Origin of the sequence: Pseudomonas sp. dw_358, from assembly GCF_018449655.1 — a bacterium.
Taxonomy (GTDB): domain Bacteria; phylum Pseudomonadota; class Gammaproteobacteria; order Pseudomonadales; family Pseudomonadaceae; genus Aquipseudomonas.
Genome location: NZ_JAAVUX010000002.1, coordinates 427,407 through 448,712 on the forward strand (window position 1 = coordinate 427,407; position 21,306 = coordinate 448,712).

Consider the following 21,306-nt stretch of genomic DNA (forward strand, 5'->3'; position numbering starts at 1 on the left):
GCCTACAGCTGGCCCAACACCGGCGTCTGCACCTGGACGTGCGCGTTCTGCCCACGATGGCGCAGGAAATGGTCCATCAGCACGATGGCCATCATGGCTTCGGCAATGGGCGTGGCACGAATGCCGACACAGGGGTCATGGCGTCCCTTGGTAATGACATCCACAGGCTGTCCATTGATATCAATGGAGCGCCCCGGGGTGGTGATGCTCGACGTCGGCTTGAGCGCCAGATGCGCAACGATGGGCTGGCCCGAGGAAATACCACCCAGCACGCCGCCGGCATGGTTGCTGAGAAAGCCTTCGGGGGTCATTTCGTCACGGTGCTCGGTACCTCGCTGGGCGACACAGGCAAAGCCGGCGCCGATTTCCACACCCTTGACCGCATTGATGCTCATCAAGGCATGGGCCAGGTCGGCGTCCAGGCGGTCGAAGATCGGCTCGCCCAGGCCCGGCAGCACGCCTTCGGCAACCACGGTGATTTTCGCCCCGACGGAATCCTGATCGCGGCGCAACTGGTCCATGTAGGCTTCGAGCTCTGGCACCTTGTCCGGGTCAGGGCTGAAGAAAGCATTGTCTTCGACACTCTCCCAGGTCTTGAACGGGATCTGGATAGGGCCCAACTGGCTCATGTAACCGCGCACGACAATGCCGTGACTGGCGAGGAATTTCTTGGCAATGGCCCCGGCCGCCACGCGCATGGCGGTTTCCCGCGCCGAGCTGCGACCACCACCGCGGTAGTCACGCTCGCCATACTTGTGGTGGTAGGTATAGTCGGCGTGGGCCGGGCGGAACAGGTCCTTGATGGCCGAGTAGTCCTTGGACTTCTGGTCGGTGTTGCGAATCAACAGGCCAATGGAGGTGCCGGTGGTGCGGCCCTCGAAGACGCCGGAGAGGATTTCCACCTCGTCCGGTTCCTGGCGTTGGGTGGTGTGGCGGCTGGTGCCCGGCTTGCGCCGGTCCAGGTCACGCTGCAGGTCGGCCAGGCTGATTTCCACGCCCGGCGGGCAGCCGTCGACGATGGCCACCAGCGCCGGCCCATGGCTTTCGCCAGCGGTAGTGACGGTGAACAGCTTGCCAAAGGTATTGCCGGACATGCAGGACGCTCCGCGAATTCAGCCAAATCGATCAAGGCCGAACAGTATACGCGGGCTATCCGGTGACTTCATCTTTCAGGACCGAACCAAGCGTTATTGTGCCAGTCGAAATGGCACCTTACTGGATACTGGCGTGATGATGTTACGTGTGATGTTCTTGGCTTTCAGCCTTCTGATCAGCTCGTTGATGGCCAACCTGGCCCAGGCCGCACAGCCGGTGCTGCAACGTCCTGTCGACCTGCTGGTGGATAACGGCGCCGGGCAGCTGCATGGCACCTTGCTGCTGCCCAGCGCCTCCCACCCGGTGCCGGTGGTGTTGATCATCGCCGGTTCGGGACCGACCGACCGTGATGGCAACAACCCCGACGGCGGCCGCACCGACAGCCTCAAGCGCCTGGCCACTCTGCTGGCGCGCAACGGCATTGCCAGCGTGCGCTACGACAAGCGCGGGGTGGCCAGCGGCACTGCCGTCACACCCGATGAACGCAACCTGAGCCTGGATGGCTACGTCAATGATGCCGTCAACTGGGCCCATCAGCTCAAGCAGGACCCGCGTTTCGGCCGCCTGGTTCTGCTGGGGCACAGCGAGGGCGCGCTGGTTGCCACCCTCGCCGCGCCGGCAGCTGGGGCCGATGCGGTGATTTCCCTGGCGGGTAGCGGCCGTCCTATCGATCAGGTCTTGCGCGAGCAGATCCGCGAACAGCTGCCACCGCCGTTGGTGGTGCGCAGCGACCAGATCATCGACCGGCTCAAGGCCGGGCAATACGACACCGATGTGCCACCGGCGCTGCAAGTGGTGTTTCGGCCCAGCGTGCAACCCTACCTGGTGTCCCTGCTACGCCAAGACCCGGCGGCTGCCTTCGCCCGTCTCAAAGTCCCCGCCCTGATCGTGCAAGGGCGCAACGACATCCAGGTCAGCGTCGCCGACGCCGACGCCCTCAAAGCCGCCAAGCCGAATGCGAAGCTGGTGTTGATCGACGGCATGAACCACGTCATGCGCATTGTGCCCCGGGACCGGGCGGCACAGATCGCGTCCTACCAGAACCCGGACCTGCCGCTGGCCGATGAACTGGGACGGGTGGTGGTGGGGTTTATCAAGGGATTGTGAGGCGCCGTTCCCGAGCAAGCTCGGTCCTGCAGGGGCATGTAGGACCCAGCTTGCTCGGGAACCGGCCTATACCCACGCGAGCGAGCACGCATGACCATCCGCTTGTTCTTGCGCCATTTCTCGAACAACCAGACGGCCCAATTGCACGTCGGTAAACGTGGGATGGCGATGAAAGGTTGTCGTTGTAACCAGATAAATCCGGCCTATTTCTGAAACGCGGCCGATGCGCGTGTTGCGACCGTGGTAGATGGGCATGTCCGGTGCCTCGATTCTGATGGTCGCCTATTTTAGAACCCGATTCAGACCCCTATGAAAATCATCCATAACAGGATTTTGCGCCCCGCTCTGCCTGGAACCGAGCTTGCTCGGGAACAATCCACACCCCTGCCTAAGGTCCTGCGTACCTTGGCCGATACATTGGCGTGAACGAGGATCGCCCCGATGATTGAAGCCACTGAACGAGAAGAATCTGCCGCGGACCAGCCCGAGGCCGAGCAGGCGCCGCCCAAGCCGGAAATGCCGTGGGGGGATGTGCTTCCCGATCATTTCCGCATGTTGCGCCTGGTGCCGCAACCCACCGATCGCGCCACTGGCCTGCGGCCACTGCGCTTTGTGCAGTTTGCTCGCGTCGAGAAACACAGCATCGAACGCAGCCTGCTGCGCATGGAGATCGCGCTGCCGGGGCAGCGCCTGAACAAGGAAAAGAACCGCCTCGACGTGTGGGCCGATCACAAGACCCACATTGTCAGTTTCCAGCCCGACAGCGGGCTGCAACTGGAACCGGCCAATCGCGGCCTGGGGCGCTTCATGATTGCTCAGGCGGTGGCCTGGGCTCAACGGCGCTGGAGCGCCTACCAGATCGAAAGCACCGCCCTGGCCAGCAAGGATGGGCTCAACGAAGACACCCGCCTGCGCCGGGACAACGTGCTCAAGGCGCATGGCTTCGAGGTTCAGTACGCTGACCCGCAGCACCTCAAGGGCAATTTCAAGCAGGTGCCGGTGGGCGCCCTCAAGCCGGAATGGAACGGCGAGAAGGTGCAGATCGTCGAGATCCTCGAAGCGAGCAACATGTTGCAGGTCGCCGAACAGAACCTGCAGGACATGGAGAACAAGCTGCGCCAGCAAGAGCAGAACATCGGCAAGTACAAGCGCGATGACAGCAGCCTGCGCTTTACCATTGCCTGCCTGGTGACCTTTGCCGTGTTTCAGGCCGGGTTGTTGATCTGGATGGCCACGCACCATCGTTGAAGGTGCGTGGCGTGTGCGGCGTCAGATGCGCTCGGCAAACACAGCCTGGTGCGCCCGGCACTGCTCGGCCGTGAGCATGAACACGCCGTGTCCGCCCCGCTCGAAGTCCAGCCACGCAAAATCCACTTCGGGGTACAGGGCCTCGACGTGCACCTGGCTGTTGCCCACCTCGACGATCAGCAGGCCCTTGTCGGTCAGGTGATCCGCCGCCTCGGCCAGCATGCGCCGCACCAGATTCAACCCATCGTCGCCACAGGCCAGGCCCAGCTCGGGTTCGTGCTGATACTCAGCCGGCATGTCGGCGAAATCCTCGGCATCGACATAGGGCGGGTTGGACACGATCAAGTCGAAACGCTGCCCCGGCAAGCCATCGAAACCATCACCCTGGACGCTGTACACGCGGTCTTCCACGCCGTGCCGCTCGATGTTCTGATTAGCCACTTCAAGCGCTTCGAAGGACAGATCGGCCAGCGCCACTTCAGCCTCGGGGAATACATCGGCGCACGCAATACCGATGCAGCCAGAACCTGTGCACAGATCCAGGACCCGTGCGGGCGGTTGCGCCAGCCAGGGCTCGAAACGTTTTTCGATCAGCTCGCCAATGGGCGAACGCGGTACCAGCACGCGTTCGTCAACAATGAACGACATGCCGCAGAACCATGCCTCGCCCACCAGATAGGCCGCTGGCACGCGTTCCTCGATCCGCCGTTGCAAAAGATGTCGCACGTGCACGATTTCGTCTTCTTCCAGACGGCAGTCCAGGTAGCTGTCGGCAATTTCCCAAGGCAGGTTCAGCGCGCCCAGCACCAGCAGGCGGGCTTCGTCCCAGGCATTGTCGGTGCCATGGCCAAAAAACAGGTCTTCCCCGTGGAAACGGCTGACAGCCCAACGGATATGGTCGCGCAGGGTGCGCAGGCGGGAAGTGATCACTTTGAGCTCCTCGAAAAACGATCGGCGATTCTACCAGCAAGGTCTGTCGCCGTGGTTTGGGGCAAGGGCATTTTCAGCTTATGCACACCCAGCGATTCACATAAAGGCTCCAGCAGAGGAGAATGCATGAAAAGCCCTACCCAAAGGAGCCCCCGATGTCCGCTTTGAAGACGATGTTCCAACTCAGTGGCCGTGGTTACCCACCGGCCCATCTTGCCCATGCCACCCTGATCATCATCGATGCGCAAAAGGAATACCTGTCGGGCCCCTTGGCGCTCTCGGGCATGGACGAGGCTGTGGCCAACATCGCCAGACTCAGCGCTGCCGCCCGTGCCATCGGCCGTCCGGTGGTGCATATTCGCCACCTGGGCACCGTAGGCGGTCTGTTCGACCCCCAAGGCGAGCGCGGCGAGTTCATCAACGAACTGCGCCCCGAAGGCGACGAGCCGGTGGTCGAGAAACGCCTGCCCAACGCCTTCAACGGCACCGGTCTGGACAGCCTGTTACAGGGCCTGGGTCATCTGGACCTGATCGTCTGCGGCTTCATGAGCCACTCCAGCGTCAGCACCACCGTGCGTGCGGCCAAGGACTACGGCTACCGCTGTACCCTGGTGCGGGACGCCTGCGCCACCCGCGACCTGCCCAATGGCAGCGGTGTGCTCAGCGCTGCCCATGTGCACGAAACGGAAATGGCCATCATGGCCGACAACTTCGCTTCCGTGGCGCTGACCGCTGACCTTATCTGAAGCCTGTCCGGCCCCGAACGCCGGATTCCATCACGGACAATTGCGCCGTTCCCGGAACCGTATGGCCCGGGACGAGTCGAACGCCCCTGATCCATCAATCACGCGTCCACTGACGAAATGTCCATTTGAGGAATCGGAATGAAGTCATCCGATGGTTTCAACCCTCGGCGCCTGCGCCCGAGAGGCCAGCGCAACTGGGGCGCCCGCCTGGGTGCAGTGCTGGCGGCGGTGCTGGCCATGCTCGGCATTCTGCTGACCCTCGCCGGCCTGGCCACATTGGTCGGGCATCCGCCCCAGGCCACGGGTATGGACCTGTCCACCACCGGTGCCATCGTGCTGGCCGTGGGCGGGCTGATGGTGCTGTATCTCGGCGTGCTGTTCTGGCGCCTCTGCCGGCGGCGCATGCGCCGGGGTGGCGCGCTGGACATGTCGCCGCACCTGATGAGAAAGCACGATTGAACGGTCGGCTACCCCCTCCATAGAGCGAGTCGGATAGAATGGGCGCCTACGGAGGCTCGCCATGCAAGACGAAGATTTTTCCCTGTTCACCCAAGAGATGCGCGGGGTCAAGCCGATCAAGCACGACCGCGCCGACACCGGCAAAGCGAAAGTCGATCGCAAGAACCTGAAAACCCTGCGCCAGGCGGCCACCGTACGTCAGGGCGAAACCCTGGTGGACGGCCTGTCCGATCAGTTCGTCATCGACGTCGGCCCTGAAGACGACCTGCACTGGGCCCGCGATGGTGTTCAGGAAAGCCAGATGCGCAAGCTCAAGATCGGCCAGATCCCCTTCGAAGGCAGTCTCGACCTGCATGGCATGAGCGTGGAGAAGGCTCGGGAAACCCTCTGGGCCTTTCTTGCCGAGGCCACGAAGCTGGAAATCCGCTGCGCGCGCGTCACCCATGGCAAGGCCGTGCGCCTGGACGGCAAGCGCCCGATGATCAAGAGCCACGTCAACACCTGGTTGCGCCAGCATGCGCAAGTGCTGGGTTTTACCTCCTGCCAGCCCCGCCATGGCGGCGCGGGCGCTGTGTATGTGATGCTCAAACGCACCATGCTGGAAGGGCGCGACGAATAGACACATCTTGCCTCCGGGCGTGCGTGGCCGTACCCTTCGCCTCTGCAAAAAATCCCTACAGGTCAATCCATGTCCCTGGAACAGAATTACACGGCCATCCTCGGCCAGCTCGGCGAGGACGTCTCTCGCGAAGGCCTGCTCGATACGCCCAAGCGCGCCGCCAAGGCCATGCAATACCTGACGCGTGGCTACCAGCAAACCCTGGAAGAAGTTACCAACGGTGCCTTGTTCACCTCCGACGCCAGCGAGATGGTGATGGTCAAGGACATCGAGCTCTATTCGATGTGCGAACACCACATGCTGCCGTTCATCGGCAAGGCACACGTGGCCTACATCCCCGACGGCAGAGTGCTGGGCCTGTCCAAGGTTGCGCGTATCGTCGACATGTACGCCCGCCGCCTGCAGATCCAGGAAAACCTCGGCCGCCAGATCGCCGAAGCGATCCAGACCGTGACCGGCGCCCTGGGCGTGGCCGTGGTGATCGAAGCCAAGCACATGTGCATGATGATGCGCGGCGTCGAGAAGCAGAACTCCTCGATGATCACCTCGGTGATGCTTGGCGAATTCCGCGAAAACGCCTCGACTCGTGGCGAATTCCTCAGTCTGATCAAGTAACCCTTGATCCCCCAGCAAAGGCCTGCCCCATGTTGATGAAAGCCCTGCGGGTCGGCCTCGGCCAGATCATCGTCGTCGGTGACCTGCTGACTCGTCCGCGCAAGCACAAACGTAGCGTCGAAGCTCAGGCGCATGTCGATCAGGCCGCCAAGGGCCTGACCCTGTACCAGTTCCATGCCTGCCCCTTCTGCGTGAAAACCCGTCGCACCCTGCACAAGCTCAACGTACCGGTAGCGTTGCGCGACGCGAAGAACAACGAACAGGATCGCCAGACCCTGCTCAGCGAAGGTGGCCGGATCAAGGTGCCTTGCCTGCGCATCGAAGAAGACGGCAAGACCACCTGGATGTACGAGTCCAAGGTGATCATTGATTACCTGGGCAAGCGGTTTGCCTGACACCCTGCAGGATCGAGCTTGCTCGGACCTACAGGCGATTTGTCGCCTTCGCTACCCCCGCATCGGCACATGTCGCGGATGGCTCGCCACCCGCGTGAGCCATGCCTGAATCCCCGGAAACGGCGTCAAGTCAAAACCGCCCTCATGGGCCACATGGGTGTAGGCGTACAGCGCGATATCGGCAATCGAATAGTGCTCGCCCACCAGATAAGGCGTGGCTTGCAGCTGCTTCTCCATTACCCGCAAGGCCTTGAGGCCGCGTCGCTGACACACTTCGTATTCTTCCAGCCGATCTGCCGGCATGCCCAGGTAGAACTCAATGAAGCGCGCCACTGCCACATAAGGCTCATGGCTGTACTGCTCGAAAAACTGCCACTGCAAGACCTGGGTCCGTAGCCGAGGCTCGCCCGGCAGAAATTCACTGCCATCGGCCAGGTAGTTGAGGATCGCGTTGGACTCCCACAGAAACGTGCCATCTTCCAACTGCAGCACTGGCACCTTGCCGTTGGGGTTCATGGCCAGAAATTCCGGGGTCTCGGTTTCGCCCTTGAGAATGTCCACCGCCTGCCATTCGTACTCGGCACCCAGCAGGTGCAGCATCAACTTGACCTTGTAGCAGTTGCCCGACTGGTAATCGCCATACACCTTGAACATGGGTTCCTCCTAGGCCGCCTTGGCCAGTTGAGCCTCGCGGATGACTGCCGCCAGGCGGCCGAGCCCTTCCTGAAGCCGCTCGGGTGATACGTGACTGAAATTCAAGCGCAAATGACCAGGATTGCACTCGGGTTCGGCAAAAAAAGGTTCTCCCGGCATGAACGCGACGTTGCGCGCCATCGCGGCCTCCAGCAACGTCCGGGTATCCAGCGGTTGCTTGAGGGTCAGCCAGAAGAACAGTCCACCCTCGGGCAGGTGCCAGTCGGCCAGGTCGCTGAACTGGCGCAACAACTCGGCCTGCATCGCGTCGCGCCGCTGTCGATAAAAGTCACGCAATTGTGCCAGGTGTTGTTCGTAAGCCTCGGTGCCCAACCATTGCAGGGCCTGCCATTGGCCGACCCGGTTGGTGTGCAGGTCGGCTGACTGCTTGAGCCGCAACAGGTGCGGGAACAGGTCCGGGCTGGCGATCAGATACCCCACCCGCAGGCCCGGCAACAAGGTTTTCGACACCGTGCCGGTGTAGATCCAGCTGGCCGTGCGCAGGCGGCTGACAATGGGCCGCGACTGCACGCCGTCATAGTTGAGATCACGATAAGGCTCGTCTTCGATCAAGGTCACGGCGAATTCATCGAGCAGCGCGGCAACACCGTCGCGCACCGCTTCGCTGTAACGTGCGCCGGACGGGTTCTGGAACGTCGGAATCAGATAGGCGAAGGCCGGCGCATGCTGCTCCAGGCGGACACGCATCGCCGGCAGATCCACCCCTTCGGCGGTCAGGGGCACGCTCAGGCAATCGGCGCCGAACAGCTGGAAAATCTGCAGCGCAGCCAGGTAGGTCGGCCCCTCCAGCAACACTTCGGTGCCTTTGTCGATGTACAGCTTGGCGGCGAGGTCGAGGGTCTGCTGCGAACCGCTGACCACCAGCACCTGGCTGGCCTCACAGGGCACGCCGAGCAAACGCGCCTGGGCGGCCAGTCTTTCCCGCAGGGCCGGCTCACCTTCGCTCATGCCATATTGACCCATACTCACTGGCATACCCGTCCAGTCCAGCGCAGGCAACATGGCCTCGGCCGGCAGGCCGCCAGCGAAGGACATCATCTCGGGACGTTGCGCTGCCGCGAGGATTTCGCGGATCAGAGAACTCTTGAGGCGGGTGACGCGTTCTGAGAATGCCACAGGGATGCTCCTCTGGTCGGTACCAGTCAAATGGGTCAAAATGCTTGACCAAAACTACGCCGTCGAGACGGGATACGTCAATATGTTTGACCTTAAAAACACCTCCACTCAGCAAGCCGCCATGGAAGCGTTTTTTTACGGCTACCAGGCGTTCACCGCCAAGGCCGACGAAATGCTGGAGCGGCGTGGCCTGAGCCGGGTGCACCAGCGCATCGTGTTCTTTGTCGCGCGCTATCCGGAGCTCAGCGTCAAGGAGCTGCTCGATCGGCTCGGCGTGAGCAAACAGGCGCTGAACACGCCGTTGCGCCAACTGCTGGAAATGCACCTGGTGGAGAGCGTCACGCCGCCCAGCGACAAGCGTAAACGCCTGTTGCAATTAAGCCCTGAGGGGGCGAAGTTCGAGCAGGCGTTGCGCCGTGAACAGGTCAAGCTGTTGCAACGGGCGTTTGCCGAATCGGGTGAGGCGGCAGTGGAAGGCTGGTGGGCGGTGAACCTGAAATTGGCTGAGGGCGCCAGCGAGGCTTGAGGGTACTGTATGGCTGAATGTTTCAGCCGCTGTATCGCAGCGCCTCACCCTTTCCCGGTTTAGGCTGTGCGCCTTTCGCATCGACCAGGATGGCCCCATGACAAACCTCAGCAGCGCCCGCCTTCGGCCGCTGGCCGACTCCGCACCTTCAGCGATCATTGCCGGTTTTATCGCGATGATGACCGGCTACACCAGTTCGCTGGTGCTGATGTTCCAGGCCGGCAAGAACGCCGGGCTGTCCGCCGAACAGATCTCATCATGGATCTGGGCGCTGTCGATCGGCATGGCGATCTGCAACATCGGCCTGTCCCTGCGTTACCGCATGCCCATCACCGTGGCCTGGTCCACACCGGGGGCCGCACTGCTGATCACCAGCCTGGCCGGCGTACCCTACCCCGAGGCCATCGGCGCCTACATCACGTGCTCGCTGCTCGTGCTGATCTGCGGCCTGACCGGCAGCTTCGAACGGCTGGTCAAGCGCCTGCCCGGCTCGCTGGCGGCGGCGCTGCTGGCAGGCATCCTGTTCAAGATCGGCATTGAAATCTTCGTCGCGGCGCAACACCGCACGGGGCTGGTACTGGGCATGTTCCTCAGTTATCTGGTGCTCAAGCGTCTGTCGCCGCGCTATGCCGTGTTCGGTGCCTTGCTGGTCGGCGCCGGCCTTTCCGGCATGCTGGGGTTGCTGGATTTCAGTGCATTTCATTTGCAAGTGGCCCATCCCGTGTGGACCACGCCGGCGTTCTCGATAGCTGCCACCATCAGCATCGCCATTCCGCTGTTCGTGGTGGCCATGACCTCGCAGAACATGCCCGGCATCGCCGTGCTGCGGGCCGACGGCTACAACGTCCCCGCCTCCCCGCTGATTTCCATCACCGGCCTGGCCTCGTTGCTGACCGCGCCTTTTGGTTGCCATGGCATCAATCTGGCGGCCATCAGCGCGGCGATCTGCACCGGCCCTCACGCCCATGAAGACCACAGCAAGCGTTACACTGCGGCGGTCTGGTGCGGGATTTTCTACGGCATTGCCGGGGTGTTCGGCGCGACTTTGGCGGCGTTGTTCGCAGCACTGCCCAAGGAGCTGGTGCTGTCGATTGCCGCGCTGGCGCTGTTCGGCTCGATCATCAACGGCTTGACTCAAGCCATGAGCCAGCCAAAGGAACGCGAGGCGGCGTTGATCACCTTCATGGTCACCGCTTCCGGGCTGACGCTGTTTTCGGTGGGGTCGGCGTTCTGGGGGATTGTGGCGGGGGTGGTAACCCTGGTCATTTTGAACTGGCGCAAGGCCGCGTAACGGATATCGCTTCCGACAGATTCACGCCCCCCCTGTCGGGCCGAGCTTGCTCGGGAAGCATTCACGCGGCGTTTCAGATAGAGCCCGTATGACCTTCCCGAGCAAGCTCGGTCCTGCAGGGATTGGGTGACGCCAGGAGACCTCCTGCGCTACAACCGGAAATGCCCGACCATCCCTTTCAACTCCGTACCCAACTGCGCCAGCTGCACGCTGGACGCCGCATTGCCCTGCATGGCCAGGGCCGACTGATCGGCGCTGGCGCGGATGCTGGTGACGCTGCGGTTGATCTCTTCTGCAGTGGAGCTTTGCTGCTCGGCAGCAGCGGCGATCTGCTGGTTCATCTGCTGGATCATTGAAACCGCCGAAGCGATGCTGCCCAGCGCGCTTTCGGTCTGCAAGGCATCGCTGACCGCCAGCTTGACCAGCTCGCCACTGCTCTGAATCTGCTCCACCGACTGCCGCGCGCTGCTGCGCAGGGTGCTGACCAGCCGTTCGATCTCCTCAGTGGACTGCTGGGTGCGACGCGCCAGCGCTCGCACTTCATCGGCCACCACGGCAAAACCCCGGCCCTGGTCTCCGGCCCGCGCGGCCTCGATCGCAGCATTGAGCGCCAGCAGGTTGGTCTGTTCGGCAATGCTCTTGATCACCGCCACCACGGTACCGATGTTCTGGATTTCACCGCTCAGGTTCTCGATGCTCTGGCTGGCCGATTGCGCAGACCCCGCCAGCTGTTCGATGCGCTGCATGCTGCGGCGCACCACCACCTGACCACTGTCGACTTTGTCATCGGCACTGCGCGCTGCCGTGGCCGCTTCTTCGGCGTTGCGCGCGACGTCATGCACGGTGGCGGTCATCTGGTGCATGGCCGTGGCCACTTGCTCGGTTTCTTCTTTCTGAGTGCCGACTTCCAGGGTGGTCTGCTCCGTCACGGTCGACAACGACAGCGCCGAGCTGGCCAACTGCTCGATCCCCGCCTGCAAACCGCTGACAATCCCGGCCAGGCCCGCGCTCATCTGCTGCATGGCAAGCATCAACTGGCCAATCTCATCATGCCGATCCACTGCGATGCTGCCACTCAGGTCGCCGGCGGCAATCGCCTGGGCGCGGGCGATCACTTGCCGCAACGGGCCAACGATCAGGCGGGTCATGATCCATGCAGCCAGCAAACCCACCAGCAACGCCAGTGCCGACGAGGCGATAATCAACAGGGTGTTCTTTTTCAACTCGGCCTGCATGGCCTGATCCTGAGCCGTGTAGGCCTGATCGACATGGGCCACGACCTGATCGGCGCGCTCGCGCAGTTGCTGTTCGACCACCTTCTCCTTGGTCAGCAGATCGGTGTACTCCGCAAGCTTGTCACTGAAACCGCCGATGTTTTTCAGCACTTCGTCCAGCACGCTCTGGTAGCCCGCATCTTCAATCTGCTTGCGCAACTCATTGGCCAGCGCCAGCGCCTGGTCAGCTTCAGCGATCTTGCCCTGCCCCGCGCTGTCATCGCCCTTGCGGCTTTTGTCGAGGCGCACGCGAGCTTCCTCCATGGCCTGGAGCATCAGCCGGGAAATCTGCCCGACCTGCCCGGCCTGGGCAATGAACTCAGCGCCTTTCTGGCCTTGGGAATCCTTCAAGGTGAAGGTACCGTCGTCGGTCAGGCCGCTCTGCAACACGTCGAGGTTATTGGCCACGCTGGATACCGACCAACTGGCCATCTCCAGCGCCAGGTCCTTGGACTGGCTGATGTCCACCGACTGGTTGAACGCCTTCAGGTAATCCGCCAGGGATTGCTCGACATCGTTCATGGCTGCCACATTTCTGGGCGACTCCCGCTTCAGAGCCTCGGCTTGGGCCTTGAGCTGATCAACGTCCTTGCGCAGGGCATCGGCGTCCTTGGGGTCTGAGTGCAGACTGAACTGCTGCTCCAGCAAGCGCACCTTCAGCACGCTGCTGTTGAGCAGGGACATACGCTGCAGGCCGTCGAAACGCTGGCTGACCAACTGCAACGACCAGACGCCAATGGCCGCCACCAGGGCGGTCAACAACAAGACCAGGCTGAAGCCCAACCCCAACTTCCTGGCCATGCCCAGGTTGGCAAAACGGACCGACTTCATGCGCGCGATGCCTCTGCAAAGAGTGATGGCAATAAACCATTCAATATTCGTGCAGAGTTGCAGGGTCGTCCGACCACAGACAAGCGCTTGACGTCGGAATACTGGCAAACAGCCAGAAGTTGTCGGCCATGGATACGTCGATGCCGCTTCAGACCTCAGAGGGCCGTCATTCCGCCGTCGACCGCCAATGCCTGGCCAGTGGTAAAGGCTGCATGATCACTGCACAGGTACAGTACGGCTGCCGCAATTTCCTCGACCCGACCGATGCGCCCCACCGGGTGGACGCCCATGACGAACTCGCCCTTGCGCGGGTCGGCTTCACAGGCGCGGCGGAACATGTCGGTATCGATCACGGCAGGGCAAACGGCGTTGACGCGAATGCTTTTCTTCGCGTACTCGATGGCTGCCGATTTGGTCAGGCCGATCACCGCATGCTTGGAGGCGCTGTAGATGCTCATTCGCGGCGCGGCGCCAAGCCCGGCCACCGAGGCGGTGTTGACAATGGCGCCGCCGCCTTGGGCCAGCATCAACGGCAATTGATACTTCATGCACAACCACACGCCTTTGACGTTCACGCCCATGATGGCGTCGAATTCGTCCTCGCTCCCCTCCGCCAGCCTGCCCTGCTCGATTTCGATGCCGGCATTGTTGAACGCATAGTCGATACGCCCCCACAGGCTCGCAGCCCGCTCGGTCATGCCGCGCACTTCGCTGTCTCGGGCGACGTTGCAGGCAAGGAACTGCGCTTGGCCGCCCGCTTCGCGGATCAGTTCGACAGTGTGCTCGCCGCCAGCGGCATCGAGATCTACCACCACAACCTTCAAACCCTCTGCGGCAAACGCCAGCGCCGTCGCGCGGCCAATACCGTTGGCTGCACCCGTCACCAATGCGACCTGCCCGGAAAACGTCATGCTCATGGTTGACCCTCTGGGGATGGAAAAGACCACGAGTCTAGCGGCAAGAATGGCCCGTCGGGGTGAATGGCCCGGTATTCGCCAGCCCGATTCGCCTTGAGAAACGGTCGCGCCGGCACCATTACCTTGCACTCAAGCCGAACAGGAGCGCCACATGACCACCCCCAACAACCGTCAATTTCTTCTGGCTCAACGACCGGTCGGTGGGGTCGGGCGCGAACACTTCCAGTTTGCCGAGACGCCACTGACAGCGCTCGGCGAAAACCAGGTGCGGGTTCAAGTGCATTACCTGTCCCTAGATCCGGCCATGCGGGGCTGGATGAACGACAGCAAATCCTACATAGCGCCGGTGAAGCTCGGTGACGTCATGCGCGCGCTGGGGGTTGGCCAGGTGGTCGAGTCGAACCTTGCCGCGTACCCGGCAGGTGCTTTTGTCAGTGGCGCGCTGGGGGTGCAGGCGTTCTATCAAGGTGACGGCACCGGCTTGCGCCTGATCGACCCGGCGCTGGCACCGTTGCCGCTCTATCTTTCAGCGCTGGGCATGACCGGCCTGACGGCCTACTTTGCCCTGCTCGATGTCGGCCAGCCGAAAGCCGGCGAAACCGTCGTGCTGTCGGGCGCGGCCGGTGCCGTGGGTAGCGTGGCCGGGCAGATTGCCAAACTCAAAGGGTGCAGGGTCGTCGGCATCGCTGGAGGCAAGGAGAAGTGCCAGTACCTGGTCGATGAGCTGGGCTTTGACGCCGCGATCGACTACAAGCACGAAGACGTGAATGAAGGCTTGAAACGGGAATGCCCCAAGGGCGTGGACGTGTATTTCGACAACGTTGGCGGCGATATTCTCGATGCCGTGCTGGCGCGCCTGGCACCCAAGGCGCGGGTGGTGATCTGCGGTGCCATCAGTCAGTACAACAGCCAGACCGGGGTGAAGGGGCCGAACAACTATTTATCGTTGCTGGTAAACCGGGCGCGGATGGAAGGCTTTGTGGTCATGGACCACGCGCAGGGCTTCCCCCGCGCCGGACAGGAGATGGCGGGCTGGTTGAAGTCCGGGCAGGTGAAAAGCAAGGAGCACATCGTAGACGGGCTGGAGCAGTTTCCCGAGGCGTTGCTGAAACTGTTCAGCGGGGAGAATTTCGGCAAGTTGGTGTTGAAGGTGGTTTGATCTCTTGCGCGGCGTGCATTTCCTGAACAAGCTCGGCCCTGTACTTGCAGGACGGAGCTTGCTCGGGAACCCGCCCTGTCAGGCCTTCAGCTCTGCCGCCACCTGCGCCAACGCCTGCGCCGGATTCGCCGCCTGACTGATCGGGCGACCGATCACCAGGTAATCCGAGCCCACGTCCATTGCCTGGCGTGGGGTCAGGATACGTCGCTGATCATCCGAGGCGCTGCCCGCCGGCCGAATGCCCGGGGTCACTCGTTGCAACTTCGGGTGCGCCGCCTTCAGCGCCTGGGCTTCCAGGGCCGAACACACCAGACCGTCCAGCCCGGCCTTTTCAGCCAGCGCTGCCAGACGCAAGACCTGCTCCTTGGGCTCGATGTCCAGGCCAATGGCGGCGAGGTCTTCGCGTTCCATGCTGGTCAATACCGTCACGCCGATCAGCAGCGGCTTGGCGCCGGCCTGCTGATCCAGCACTTCACGGCAGGCAGCCATCATGCGCAGACCGCCCGAACAGTGCACGTTGACCATCCATACGCCCATTTGCGCCGCCGCCTTGACGGCCATCGCGGTGGTGTTGGGAATGTCGTGAAATTTCAGGTCCAGGAACACTTCGAAACCCTTGCCATTGAGAGTCTCGACAATACTCGGCCCACTGGTCGTGAACAGTTCCTTGCCCACCTTGACCCGGCACAATGCAGGGTCAAGTTGGTCAGCCAGCTTCAGGGCGGCGTCACGGGTCGGAAAATCCAGGGCGACGATGATAGGAGTCTGGCAAACGGACATGGGCGGGCTCTCGGGGCATGGGTGAAATCGGCGCGCATTGTAGCAGACCACACCCGCCTGCCCCAGTTGAATGCGCCGGCCCTCCACGGAACCACCGCCCTGGCTCGCCACTCCAACGTGAACAGCGAGAACCGTGCGAAAATCCTTCGCCTCATCGCTGTTCAAGGAGGGTTCCATGCCCTGGTATGCCTGGTTGATCTTGGTGGTAGCCATCGGTTCGATAGTCGGTGGTTTGATGATGCTGCGCGGCAGTGCCGACAAAGTCGAATTGACCGATGCCGAACGCGCTCGCGTACAACAGCGCAACGCCGAAATGGACGCCAAGGAGGCGCGCGATCGCTGATCTGACTGACGGGGGCCTGGAGCCCCCACGGCTTGCGCAGGTTCTGTTAGGATGTCAAACAACATTCCATGAGCCACGCAGTGGAGGCTCCCATGCGTTATTCCCAAGATCACAAAGCCCAGACCTACCAACGCATCGTCAAGGAAGCTTCGGCACGCTTTCGTCGCGACGGTATCGGTGCGACCGGCCTGCAGCCTTTGATGAAGGCACTGGGCCTGACACACGGTGGGTTCTACGCGCACTTCAAGTCCAAGGATGAACTGGTGGAGACCGCGTTGCGCGCGGCTGCCGAGGAATCCAGCGCTCGGGCCACGGAAACCTTTGCCAAACCCGACCCTCTGGCCAGTTTCATTGATATGTACCTGAGCAAGACTCACCGGGAAAACCCGGATGCGGGCTGCCCGCTGCCCACCATGTCGGCGGAGCTCGGCCAGCGCGGCGAGCCTAGCGCCATCACCGATGACAGGGTTCAAGCCCTGCTGTCGCGGATGTCCTCGGCCCTCGGCGAACCGGAAGCCGAGGACAAGAGCGTGATGATGCTCTCGTCGCTGGTAGGCGCTCTGCTGCTGTCGCGCGCCGTGCAGGATCCGGCGTTGTCGGACCGGATTCTGGAGACGGTGCGGGAGGCACTCAAGCGAGACATCCCGGCCTGACCCACACCGATCGCGGTGTTAATCGACCCAACGCTTGAACACCACGCTGGCATTCACGCCACCAAAGCCAAACCCGTTGGACAGTGCATATTCAATCGCCATCGGCCGAGCGCAACCGTGCACGATGTCCAACGCGGCCACCGCTTCGTCGGCATGCTCGAAGTTCAGCGTTGCCGGGGCGATCTGGTCGCGGATGGCCAACACGGTGAAGATCGCTTCCAGCCCACCGGCCGCTCCCAGTAGATGGCCTGTCGCTGACTTGGTGGAAGTAATCGCCACCGATGGCCCGTCACCGAACACCGAGCGTATCGCCGCCAACTCGCCTTTATCGCCCACGGGCGTGGACGTGGCATGGGCATTCAGATGCTGGATCTGCGCCGGCTCGATACCGGCCTGAGCAATCGCTATCTCCATCGCGCGCCGAGCGCCGCTGCCGTCCTCGGGCCCTGCCGTAAGGTGGTAGGCGTCGGCAGAAGTGCCATAGCCCACCAACTCGGCGAGAGGCCTGGCGCCGCGAGCCAGCGCATGACTGAGGGTTTCGATTACCAGAATCCCCGCGCCCTCCCCCATCACAAAGCCATCTCGGTCACGATCGAACGGCCGGGATGCTTTCTCGGGTGTGTCATTGAACGCACTGGACAAGGCTCTCGCCGCGGCAAAGCCACCCAGGCTGACCCGATCGATCGCCGCCTCCGCACCGCCGCATACGGCAATATCCGCTTCACCAGCCCGGATCAGCCGGGCCGCATCGCCAATTGCCTGCACACCCGCCGCGCATGCCGTGACTGGCGCACCCAGTGGGCCCTGCAGGCCGAACTCGATGGACACATGCCCGGCCGCCAGATTCACCAAAAACGAGGGAATGGTAAACGGGGACAGGCGCTTAGGCCCTTTCGCATCAGTAATACGCACCGCATCGGCAATGGCCGGGAAACCGCCAATGCCGGAGCCGATGATTGTGGCCGTGCGCTGCTTGTCACGGCTAGCTTCCGGCCGCCATCCAGCCTGCTCCAATGCCTGGCGTGCAGCCGACATGGCGAACTCGATAAACCGGTCCATCTTCTTCTGGTCTTTAGGCGCAACCGCCCAGTCCGGGTCGAAGCCCGCCTCGCCATCTTCCGCCAATGAAGGCACTACACCGCCCACTGCGGCGGCCAAACCTTCTACCACTTCGTCGGGTAATCTGCGCAGACCCGACCGTCCCGCTAGAAGCCGCGCCCATACTGGCTCAACGCCAGTTCCGAGGGGTGAAACCACGCCCATTCCTGTGACAACAATTCGTTCGACGCTCATGGACACCTGTCTTGGTTATCTGGCCTATCCAAACGAGCATGCCTCTCGACCAATGGAAGTTTGCTGAAAACCCCGACCCGTCTGGCCTGCAGCGCAGGAGCGCATTTGGAAAAACGGCGCGCACTCAATTGGGGTTTTGCAAAGCAAATTCCATGGGCTATTCTCTCGAATATGGAGGCAATGCCTTTTGGATTACAAATATAATTCAAAGCCTAATAAAAAGCATGTCATCCATCATGTCAAGGTTATCCCGGTGCCGGTACGTCGACCATGGTGAGATAGGCCTCCCCATCCGATGGACACCCCCCTCAGCAACAACGGCCACAGACGACAACCTGACAAAGCCCTCGCTTAGGAGTGTCGTTAATGGCTGCCTTTCTGATGTATTGGAGTGTTCTGTCCGTTGTGGGTGTGTTCCTGGCCGTGATCATGGTCAGAAGTGGTCATACCGAAGAGTCACAAGGCATGTCTCGCGTGCCTGCTCAATCGCGTACCACCCCCCCAAGTCAGTAGCCAGCCGGAATAGCCGCTGTCAGCGGCTATTGATTGGGGAACAAGCGTTATTCGACCGTCAGTTTTTCGATGTTGCGGTCGAGTAGCGACTTTCCGATACCTGTCACCTCCAGCATTTCATCCACCGACGCGAATTTCCCGTGGGCTTCCCTGTGGGCGACGATCGCCTGGGCTTTGGCATCGCCAATGCCTGAAAGCTCACGCCTGAGGGTTTCGGCATCCGCCGTGTTGAGATTCACCTTCGTGCCCATGACCGCTGCTGGCGGGGTGCCGGTTGCAGGCATCGAAACCGGTGCGGCATAGGCGGCCGCAGAAAGGCTGGTGAGTACCGCAAACAGCAGCGAAGAGAGGGTGCGCATGAGTGTAGCTCCTTGATAAGGGTAAGGTCGTACGGCTTCCTTGTGCCGCACAGCTAACCCTAGACAACAGAGCGAGGCTCGCCAGTCGATGATGCCGGGGAAGCGTTACCGGTTATGACACCATCAGCCGCCAGATCCCCCTGACGGTTTTCCTGTTCCAGCACTTGAAAGGAATCTGCGCGAGGATCTCCCGTGAGAGTTTCTTGTCACGCTTGCCACATTTGAGCAGCATGGACTGGCGAAAACGCATGCAGACGTGCTCATAGCCCGGATGGTCCTTGAACACCTCATAGGTTTTCAGCACGCTATCGAACATGAAACGCTGATTCTTGTAGGTGTTGGTGGCGTGCTTGCGATATTGCGCCAGGGGCTCGCCGAGCACGTCGATGAAGAATCCCGCCCGGGCGATCTTCAGCTCGATGTAGAGGTCTTCAAGACGAATCTCGGGATCGAACCCCCCCACCAGATCGAACGCTTCGCGCCTGAACATCAGCGTGGCGGCCATGGGGCCGGGCTTGCGATCCAGGAACAGGTCGTCGAAATCCAGACGACGGAACGGCAGGTCGCGTTTGCGCTGCTCGTTGCCTCCCATCACGGCGCCGTACTGGTCGATGATCTCTATGTTGGCCGAACAGATCCCGACTTCCGGCTTGCCCTGCATATGGGCGACCTGGGTGGCGATTCGGTGGGCGAACATGATGTCGTCCGAGCCAAACGGCACGATCAGACTGCCGCAGGCGCGCGCGATGGTTTCGTTCAGGGTGCGGGAAAGCCCGCGGTTTCCCTGGGATCTGAAATCAAAACCATGCCGGGCCTGCAAACGCTCTAGAAGCTCCACACTGCCATCTTCCGAGCCGTCGTCTACCACCAGCAGCTCGATATTCGGGTAGGTCTGCGCCAGCACGCTCATGACACTCGCCTCGACGTAGGCGCAGTGGTTGTAGCTGGCGATGATGACGGTCACAAGTGGACGGTCGCCGGTGTCGACGAATTCTATAGTCATGCCCCCGGCCCCTTTGCTAACGGGCCTGCCGCGGTAGATAAACAGTTGTCTGGAACGCTCGGACGTACAGCACGGATCGTGCCTAAGTCACTGAGCAGGCGCAAGTTTGGCATGACAAAAGTTTTAACTATAGTAATAACGGGTAACTGATTGACAGCGAATAGAGACAATTCCGGGGTTGTGTAGCCATCGTCCCACACGGGCATTTTGTGATCATCCATGACTGCCCCCCTGCCGTGTCAGGCTGATGTTTTCTTCAACAAGTTCCGGGGCCACAACAGCACCAAGCGTTTGAACCGTTGAAATGTCACTCGGTTCCACTGGCTAGGCGGTACTTGGCGCAATAACCTCCACGCGTCGGCGCGATCTTCACGCACCGCGTATTTGAGCGCCTTGTGCAGCAATGCGGCGCGACCAGACTCATAGGCTGGGTGGTTGCGGTACGGAGCAATGGCCGCCAGATCTGCAGTCAACACCTTCTTGTAACGCCGTGACAGGTTGTTCGGATGACGACGGTACAAGGTAATCAGTATCGGAATCGCGTCGACGAAATAGCCCGCATGGGTAATGCGCAGGGTGATCTGAAAATCCTGCACCTGGATGAACGGATCGTAGAACGCCGCTGCCTTGAGAGCTTCCATACGGTACAGCGCGCTCGGGGCACCACACACGCGCGCATCCGCCAGCGTCTCGGCGAAGTCGTAGCGACTGGCAACACGACGCTTTTCTTCCTTGAGTACCTTGCCCTCAGAGTCGATGTATTTACTGTTGCCAGCACAAATACCGGTTTCGGGATGCTCCTCCATGAACGCCACGCGGACCGCCACCGACTCCGGCAACATGATGTCGTCCAGATCAGGGGTGGCGACGTATTTGCCTTGGGCATAACGCAGCCCGTGATTCAGTGCTGCGCTGACACCTTGATTTTTCTGTCGGTATAACTGAAAGCCGTAGACCTGCTGAAGCCTCTCCAGCAACGCCCAGCTGCCATCGACAGAACCGTCATCGACGATGATGACTTCGAGATTCGGGTAGGTCTGCGAATAGATGCCGGCCAGCGCCTCCTCAAGGTATTTTTCGCCGTTGTAGCAAGGCGCGATGATGGACACCAAGGGAGTGGCAGATTCACCGTCCAGTGACGGAGTGGCAGTCGAGGTCATGTCGGTACGTATTCAGAAATAAAGGGACGAGGGAGGAGGCGACTCTTTGTTTGCAGGATTCTACAACGCACCCGAGCAAATGTAATGAGAAAGACTTTTGAGGAGGCGACCTTCACCAAGCTGTTGCAGCGTGTGGCCACCGGGAATGATTCATGGATCG

At 61.5% G+C, this 21,306-nt stretch carries 23 protein-coding genes; 12 read left to right on the forward strand and 11 right to left on the reverse strand.

Annotated elements, in window-relative coordinates; all coding sequences use genetic code 11:
• Positions 1-2: 2 nt before the first annotated feature.
• Complete coding sequence (gene aroC, locus HB675_RS05550) at positions 3-1,094, reverse strand: chorismate synthase (protein WP_213876473.1); 1,092 nt, start codon at positions 1,092-1,094, stop codon at positions 3-5.
• 136 nt (positions 1,095-1,230) lie between these two features.
• Between aroC and HB675_RS05555 the strand changes: the two genes are divergently transcribed.
• Both HB675_RS05555 and HB675_RS05560 read left to right on the forward strand, forming a co-directional pair.
• Complete coding sequence (locus HB675_RS05555) at positions 1,231-2,202, forward strand: alpha/beta hydrolase (protein WP_213876586.1); 972 nt, start codon at positions 1,231-1,233, stop codon at positions 2,200-2,202.
• A 441-nt stretch (positions 2,203-2,643) separates the two neighbouring features.
• On the forward strand, positions 2,644-3,450 hold the full coding sequence (locus tag HB675_RS05560; protein WP_213876475.1) for a hypothetical protein: 807 nt from the start codon (positions 2,644-2,646) through the stop codon (positions 3,448-3,450).
• A 21-nt stretch (positions 3,451-3,471) separates the two neighbouring features.
• On the opposite strand, the gene prmB is transcribed toward HB675_RS05560, so the two are convergent.
• On the reverse strand, positions 3,472-4,380 hold the full coding sequence (gene prmB, locus HB675_RS05565) for a 50S ribosomal protein L3 N(5)-glutamine methyltransferase (protein ID WP_213876477.1): 909 nt from the start codon (positions 4,378-4,380) through the stop codon (positions 3,472-3,474).
• A gap of 155 nt (positions 4,381-4,535) precedes the next feature.
• On the opposite strand from prmB, the gene HB675_RS05570 reads away from it, so the two are divergent.
• The 5 genes from HB675_RS05570 (at position 4,536) to HB675_RS05590 (ending at position 7,214) form a co-directional block, all read left to right on the forward strand.
• Positions 4,536-5,126, forward strand: a complete 591-nt coding sequence (locus HB675_RS05570; protein ID WP_213876479.1) for a cysteine hydrolase family protein — start codon at positions 4,536-4,538, stop codon at positions 5,124-5,126.
• 138 nt (positions 5,127-5,264) lie between these two features.
• Positions 5,265-5,585 carry a hypothetical protein gene (locus tag HB675_RS05575; protein WP_213876481.1) on the forward strand — a complete coding sequence of 107 codons (321 nt, stop codon included), beginning with the start codon at positions 5,265-5,267 and terminating at the stop codon, positions 5,583-5,585.
• Positions 5,586-5,646: 61 nt separating this feature from the next.
• Positions 5,647-6,204, forward strand: a complete 558-nt coding sequence (locus tag HB675_RS05580) for a Smr/MutS family protein (protein ID WP_213876483.1) — start codon at positions 5,647-5,649, stop codon at positions 6,202-6,204.
• Between the two features lie 69 nt (positions 6,205-6,273).
• Positions 6,274-6,819, forward strand: a complete 546-nt coding sequence (gene folE, locus HB675_RS05585; RefSeq protein ID WP_213876485.1) for a GTP cyclohydrolase I FolE — start codon at positions 6,274-6,276, stop codon at positions 6,817-6,819.
• A 29-nt stretch (positions 6,820-6,848) separates the two neighbouring features.
• Positions 6,849-7,214, forward strand: coding sequence for a glutathione S-transferase N-terminal domain-containing protein (locus tag HB675_RS05590; protein WP_213876486.1), 366 nt, complete (start codon positions 6,849-6,851; stop codon positions 7,212-7,214).
• A 51-nt stretch (positions 7,215-7,265) separates the two neighbouring features.
• Here HB675_RS05590 and HB675_RS05595 read toward each other — a convergent pair whose 3' ends face one another.
• Complete coding sequence (locus HB675_RS05595; RefSeq protein ID WP_213876488.1) at positions 7,266-7,868, reverse strand: glutathione S-transferase family protein; 603 nt, start codon at positions 7,866-7,868, stop codon at positions 7,266-7,268.
• A 9-nt stretch (positions 7,869-7,877) separates the two neighbouring features.
• Positions 7,878-9,044 (reverse strand): aminotransferase class I/II-fold pyridoxal phosphate-dependent enzyme, encoded by a 1,167-nt coding sequence (locus HB675_RS05600; protein WP_213876490.1) that lies wholly within the window; start codon positions 9,042-9,044, stop codon positions 7,878-7,880.
• A gap of 82 nt (positions 9,045-9,126) precedes the next feature.
• On the opposite strand from HB675_RS05600, the gene HB675_RS05605 reads away from it, so the two are divergent.
• Together HB675_RS05605 and HB675_RS05610 are read left to right on the forward strand one after the other, a co-directional pair.
• Positions 9,127-9,570 (forward strand): MarR family transcriptional regulator, encoded by a 444-nt coding sequence (locus HB675_RS05605; protein ID WP_213876492.1) that lies wholly within the window; start codon positions 9,127-9,129, stop codon positions 9,568-9,570.
• A gap of 97 nt (positions 9,571-9,667) precedes the next feature.
• On the forward strand, positions 9,668-10,861 hold the full coding sequence (locus tag HB675_RS05610) for a benzoate/H(+) symporter BenE family transporter (protein ID WP_213876494.1): 1,194 nt from the start codon (positions 9,668-9,670) through the stop codon (positions 10,859-10,861).
• Positions 10,862-11,010: 149 nt separating this feature from the next.
• Here HB675_RS05610 and HB675_RS05615 read toward each other — a convergent pair whose 3' ends face one another.
• Both HB675_RS05615 and HB675_RS05620 read right to left on the reverse strand, forming a co-directional pair.
• Positions 11,011-12,966, reverse strand: coding sequence for a methyl-accepting chemotaxis protein (locus HB675_RS05615; RefSeq protein WP_213876496.1), 1,956 nt, complete (start codon positions 12,964-12,966; stop codon positions 11,011-11,013).
• 155 nt (positions 12,967-13,121) lie between these two features.
• Positions 13,122-13,883: an SDR family oxidoreductase gene (locus HB675_RS05620; RefSeq protein ID WP_213876498.1), complete on the reverse strand. Its 762-nt coding sequence runs from the start codon at positions 13,881-13,883 to the stop codon at positions 13,122-13,124.
• 151 nt (positions 13,884-14,034) lie between these two features.
• On the opposite strand from HB675_RS05620, the gene HB675_RS05625 reads away from it, so the two are divergent.
• On the forward strand, positions 14,035-15,042 hold the full coding sequence (locus HB675_RS05625; RefSeq protein ID WP_213876500.1) for an NADP-dependent oxidoreductase: 1,008 nt from the start codon (positions 14,035-14,037) through the stop codon (positions 15,040-15,042).
• A gap of 78 nt (positions 15,043-15,120) precedes the next feature.
• Here HB675_RS05625 and pyrF read toward each other — a convergent pair whose 3' ends face one another.
• Complete coding sequence (gene pyrF / locus HB675_RS05630) at positions 15,121-15,822, reverse strand: orotidine-5'-phosphate decarboxylase (protein WP_213876588.1); 702 nt, start codon at positions 15,820-15,822, stop codon at positions 15,121-15,123.
• Positions 15,823-15,997: 175 nt separating this feature from the next.
• On the opposite strand from pyrF, the gene HB675_RS05635 reads away from it, so the two are divergent.
• Together HB675_RS05635 and HB675_RS05640 are read left to right on the forward strand one after the other, a co-directional pair.
• A complete protein-coding gene (locus HB675_RS05635; RefSeq protein ID WP_213876502.1) occupies positions 15,998-16,165 on the forward strand; it encodes a DUF2897 family protein in 168 nt (55 codons plus the stop codon).
• 92 nt (positions 16,166-16,257) lie between these two features.
• Positions 16,258-16,818, forward strand: a complete 561-nt coding sequence (locus HB675_RS05640) for a TetR/AcrR family transcriptional regulator (protein ID WP_213876504.1) — start codon at positions 16,258-16,260, stop codon at positions 16,816-16,818.
• An 18-nt stretch (positions 16,819-16,836) separates the two neighbouring features.
• On the opposite strand, the gene fabF is transcribed toward HB675_RS05640, so the two are convergent.
• The 4 genes from fabF to HB675_RS05660 form a co-directional block, all read right to left on the reverse strand.
• Positions 16,837-18,111, reverse strand: coding sequence for a beta-ketoacyl-ACP synthase II (fabF, locus tag HB675_RS05645; RefSeq protein WP_213876506.1), 1,275 nt, complete (start codon positions 18,109-18,111; stop codon positions 16,837-16,839).
• Between the two features lie 560 nt (positions 18,112-18,671).
• The gene (locus HB675_RS05650; RefSeq protein WP_213876507.1) at positions 18,672-18,983 is read right to left on the reverse strand and encodes a helix-hairpin-helix domain-containing protein; all 312 of its coding nucleotides are present in this window, start codon (positions 18,981-18,983) and stop codon (positions 18,672-18,674) included.
• A 112-nt stretch (positions 18,984-19,095) separates the two neighbouring features.
• A complete protein-coding gene (locus tag HB675_RS05655) occupies positions 19,096-19,980 on the reverse strand; it encodes a glycosyltransferase (protein ID WP_213876590.1) in 885 nt (294 codons plus the stop codon).
• Positions 19,981-20,225: 245 nt separating this feature from the next.
• A complete protein-coding gene (locus tag HB675_RS05660) occupies positions 20,226-21,146 on the reverse strand; it encodes a glycosyltransferase family 2 protein (protein WP_213876509.1) in 921 nt (306 codons plus the stop codon).
• Between the last annotated feature and the right edge of the window lie 160 nt (positions 21,147-21,306).

What these genes read in the sequence shown, in the direction of transcription:
- aroC (WP_213876473.1), bottom strand. Translation starts at nt 1,094, where the DNA reads ATGTCCGGCAATACCTTTGGCAAGCTGTTCACCGTCACTACCGCTGGC.
- HB675_RS05555 (WP_213876586.1), top strand. Translation starts at nt 1,231, where the DNA reads ATGATGTTACGTGTGATGTTCTTGGCTTTCAGCCTTCTGATCAGCTCG.
- HB675_RS05560 (WP_213876475.1), top strand. Translation starts at nt 2,644, where the DNA reads ATGATTGAAGCCACTGAACGAGAAGAATCTGCCGCGGACCAGCCCGAG.
- HB675_RS05570 (WP_213876479.1), top strand. Translation starts at nt 4,536, where the DNA reads ATGTCCGCTTTGAAGACGATGTTCCAACTCAGTGGCCGTGGTTACCCA.
- HB675_RS05575 (WP_213876481.1), top strand. Translation starts at nt 5,265, where the DNA reads ATGAAGTCATCCGATGGTTTCAACCCTCGGCGCCTGCGCCCGAGAGGC.
- HB675_RS05580 (WP_213876483.1), top strand. Translation starts at nt 5,647, where the DNA reads ATGCAAGACGAAGATTTTTCCCTGTTCACCCAAGAGATGCGCGGGGTC.
- folE (WP_213876485.1), top strand. Translation starts at nt 6,274, where the DNA reads ATGTCCCTGGAACAGAATTACACGGCCATCCTCGGCCAGCTCGGCGAG.
- HB675_RS05590 (WP_213876486.1), top strand. Translation starts at nt 6,849, where the DNA reads ATGTTGATGAAAGCCCTGCGGGTCGGCCTCGGCCAGATCATCGTCGTC.
- HB675_RS05595 (WP_213876488.1), bottom strand. Translation starts at nt 7,868, where the DNA reads ATGTTCAAGGTGTATGGCGATTACCAGTCGGGCAACTGCTACAAGGTC.
- HB675_RS05605 (WP_213876492.1), top strand. Translation starts at nt 9,127, where the DNA reads ATGTTTGACCTTAAAAACACCTCCACTCAGCAAGCCGCCATGGAAGCG.
- HB675_RS05610 (WP_213876494.1), top strand. Translation starts at nt 9,668, where the DNA reads ATGACAAACCTCAGCAGCGCCCGCCTTCGGCCGCTGGCCGACTCCGCA.
- HB675_RS05615 (WP_213876496.1), bottom strand. Translation starts at nt 12,966, where the DNA reads ATGAAGTCGGTCCGTTTTGCCAACCTGGGCATGGCCAGGAAGTTGGGG.
- HB675_RS05620 (WP_213876498.1), bottom strand. Translation starts at nt 13,883, where the DNA reads ATGAGCATGACGTTTTCCGGGCAGGTCGCATTGGTGACGGGTGCAGCC.
- HB675_RS05625 (WP_213876500.1), top strand. Translation starts at nt 14,035, where the DNA reads ATGACCACCCCCAACAACCGTCAATTTCTTCTGGCTCAACGACCGGTC.
- pyrF (WP_213876588.1), bottom strand. Translation starts at nt 15,822, where the DNA reads ATGTCCGTTTGCCAGACTCCTATCATCGTCGCCCTGGATTTTCCGACC.
- HB675_RS05635 (WP_213876502.1), top strand. Translation starts at nt 15,998, where the DNA reads ATGCCCTGGTATGCCTGGTTGATCTTGGTGGTAGCCATCGGTTCGATA.
- HB675_RS05640 (WP_213876504.1), top strand. Translation starts at nt 16,258, where the DNA reads ATGCGTTATTCCCAAGATCACAAAGCCCAGACCTACCAACGCATCGTC.
- fabF (WP_213876506.1), bottom strand. Translation starts at nt 18,111, where the DNA reads ATGAGCGTCGAACGAATTGTTGTCACAGGAATGGGCGTGGTTTCACCC.
- HB675_RS05650 (WP_213876507.1), bottom strand. Translation starts at nt 18,983, where the DNA reads ATGCGCACCCTCTCTTCGCTGCTGTTTGCGGTACTCACCAGCCTTTCT.
- HB675_RS05660 (WP_213876509.1), bottom strand. Translation starts at nt 21,146, where the DNA reads ATGACCTCGACTGCCACTCCGTCACTGGACGGTGAATCTGCCACTCCC.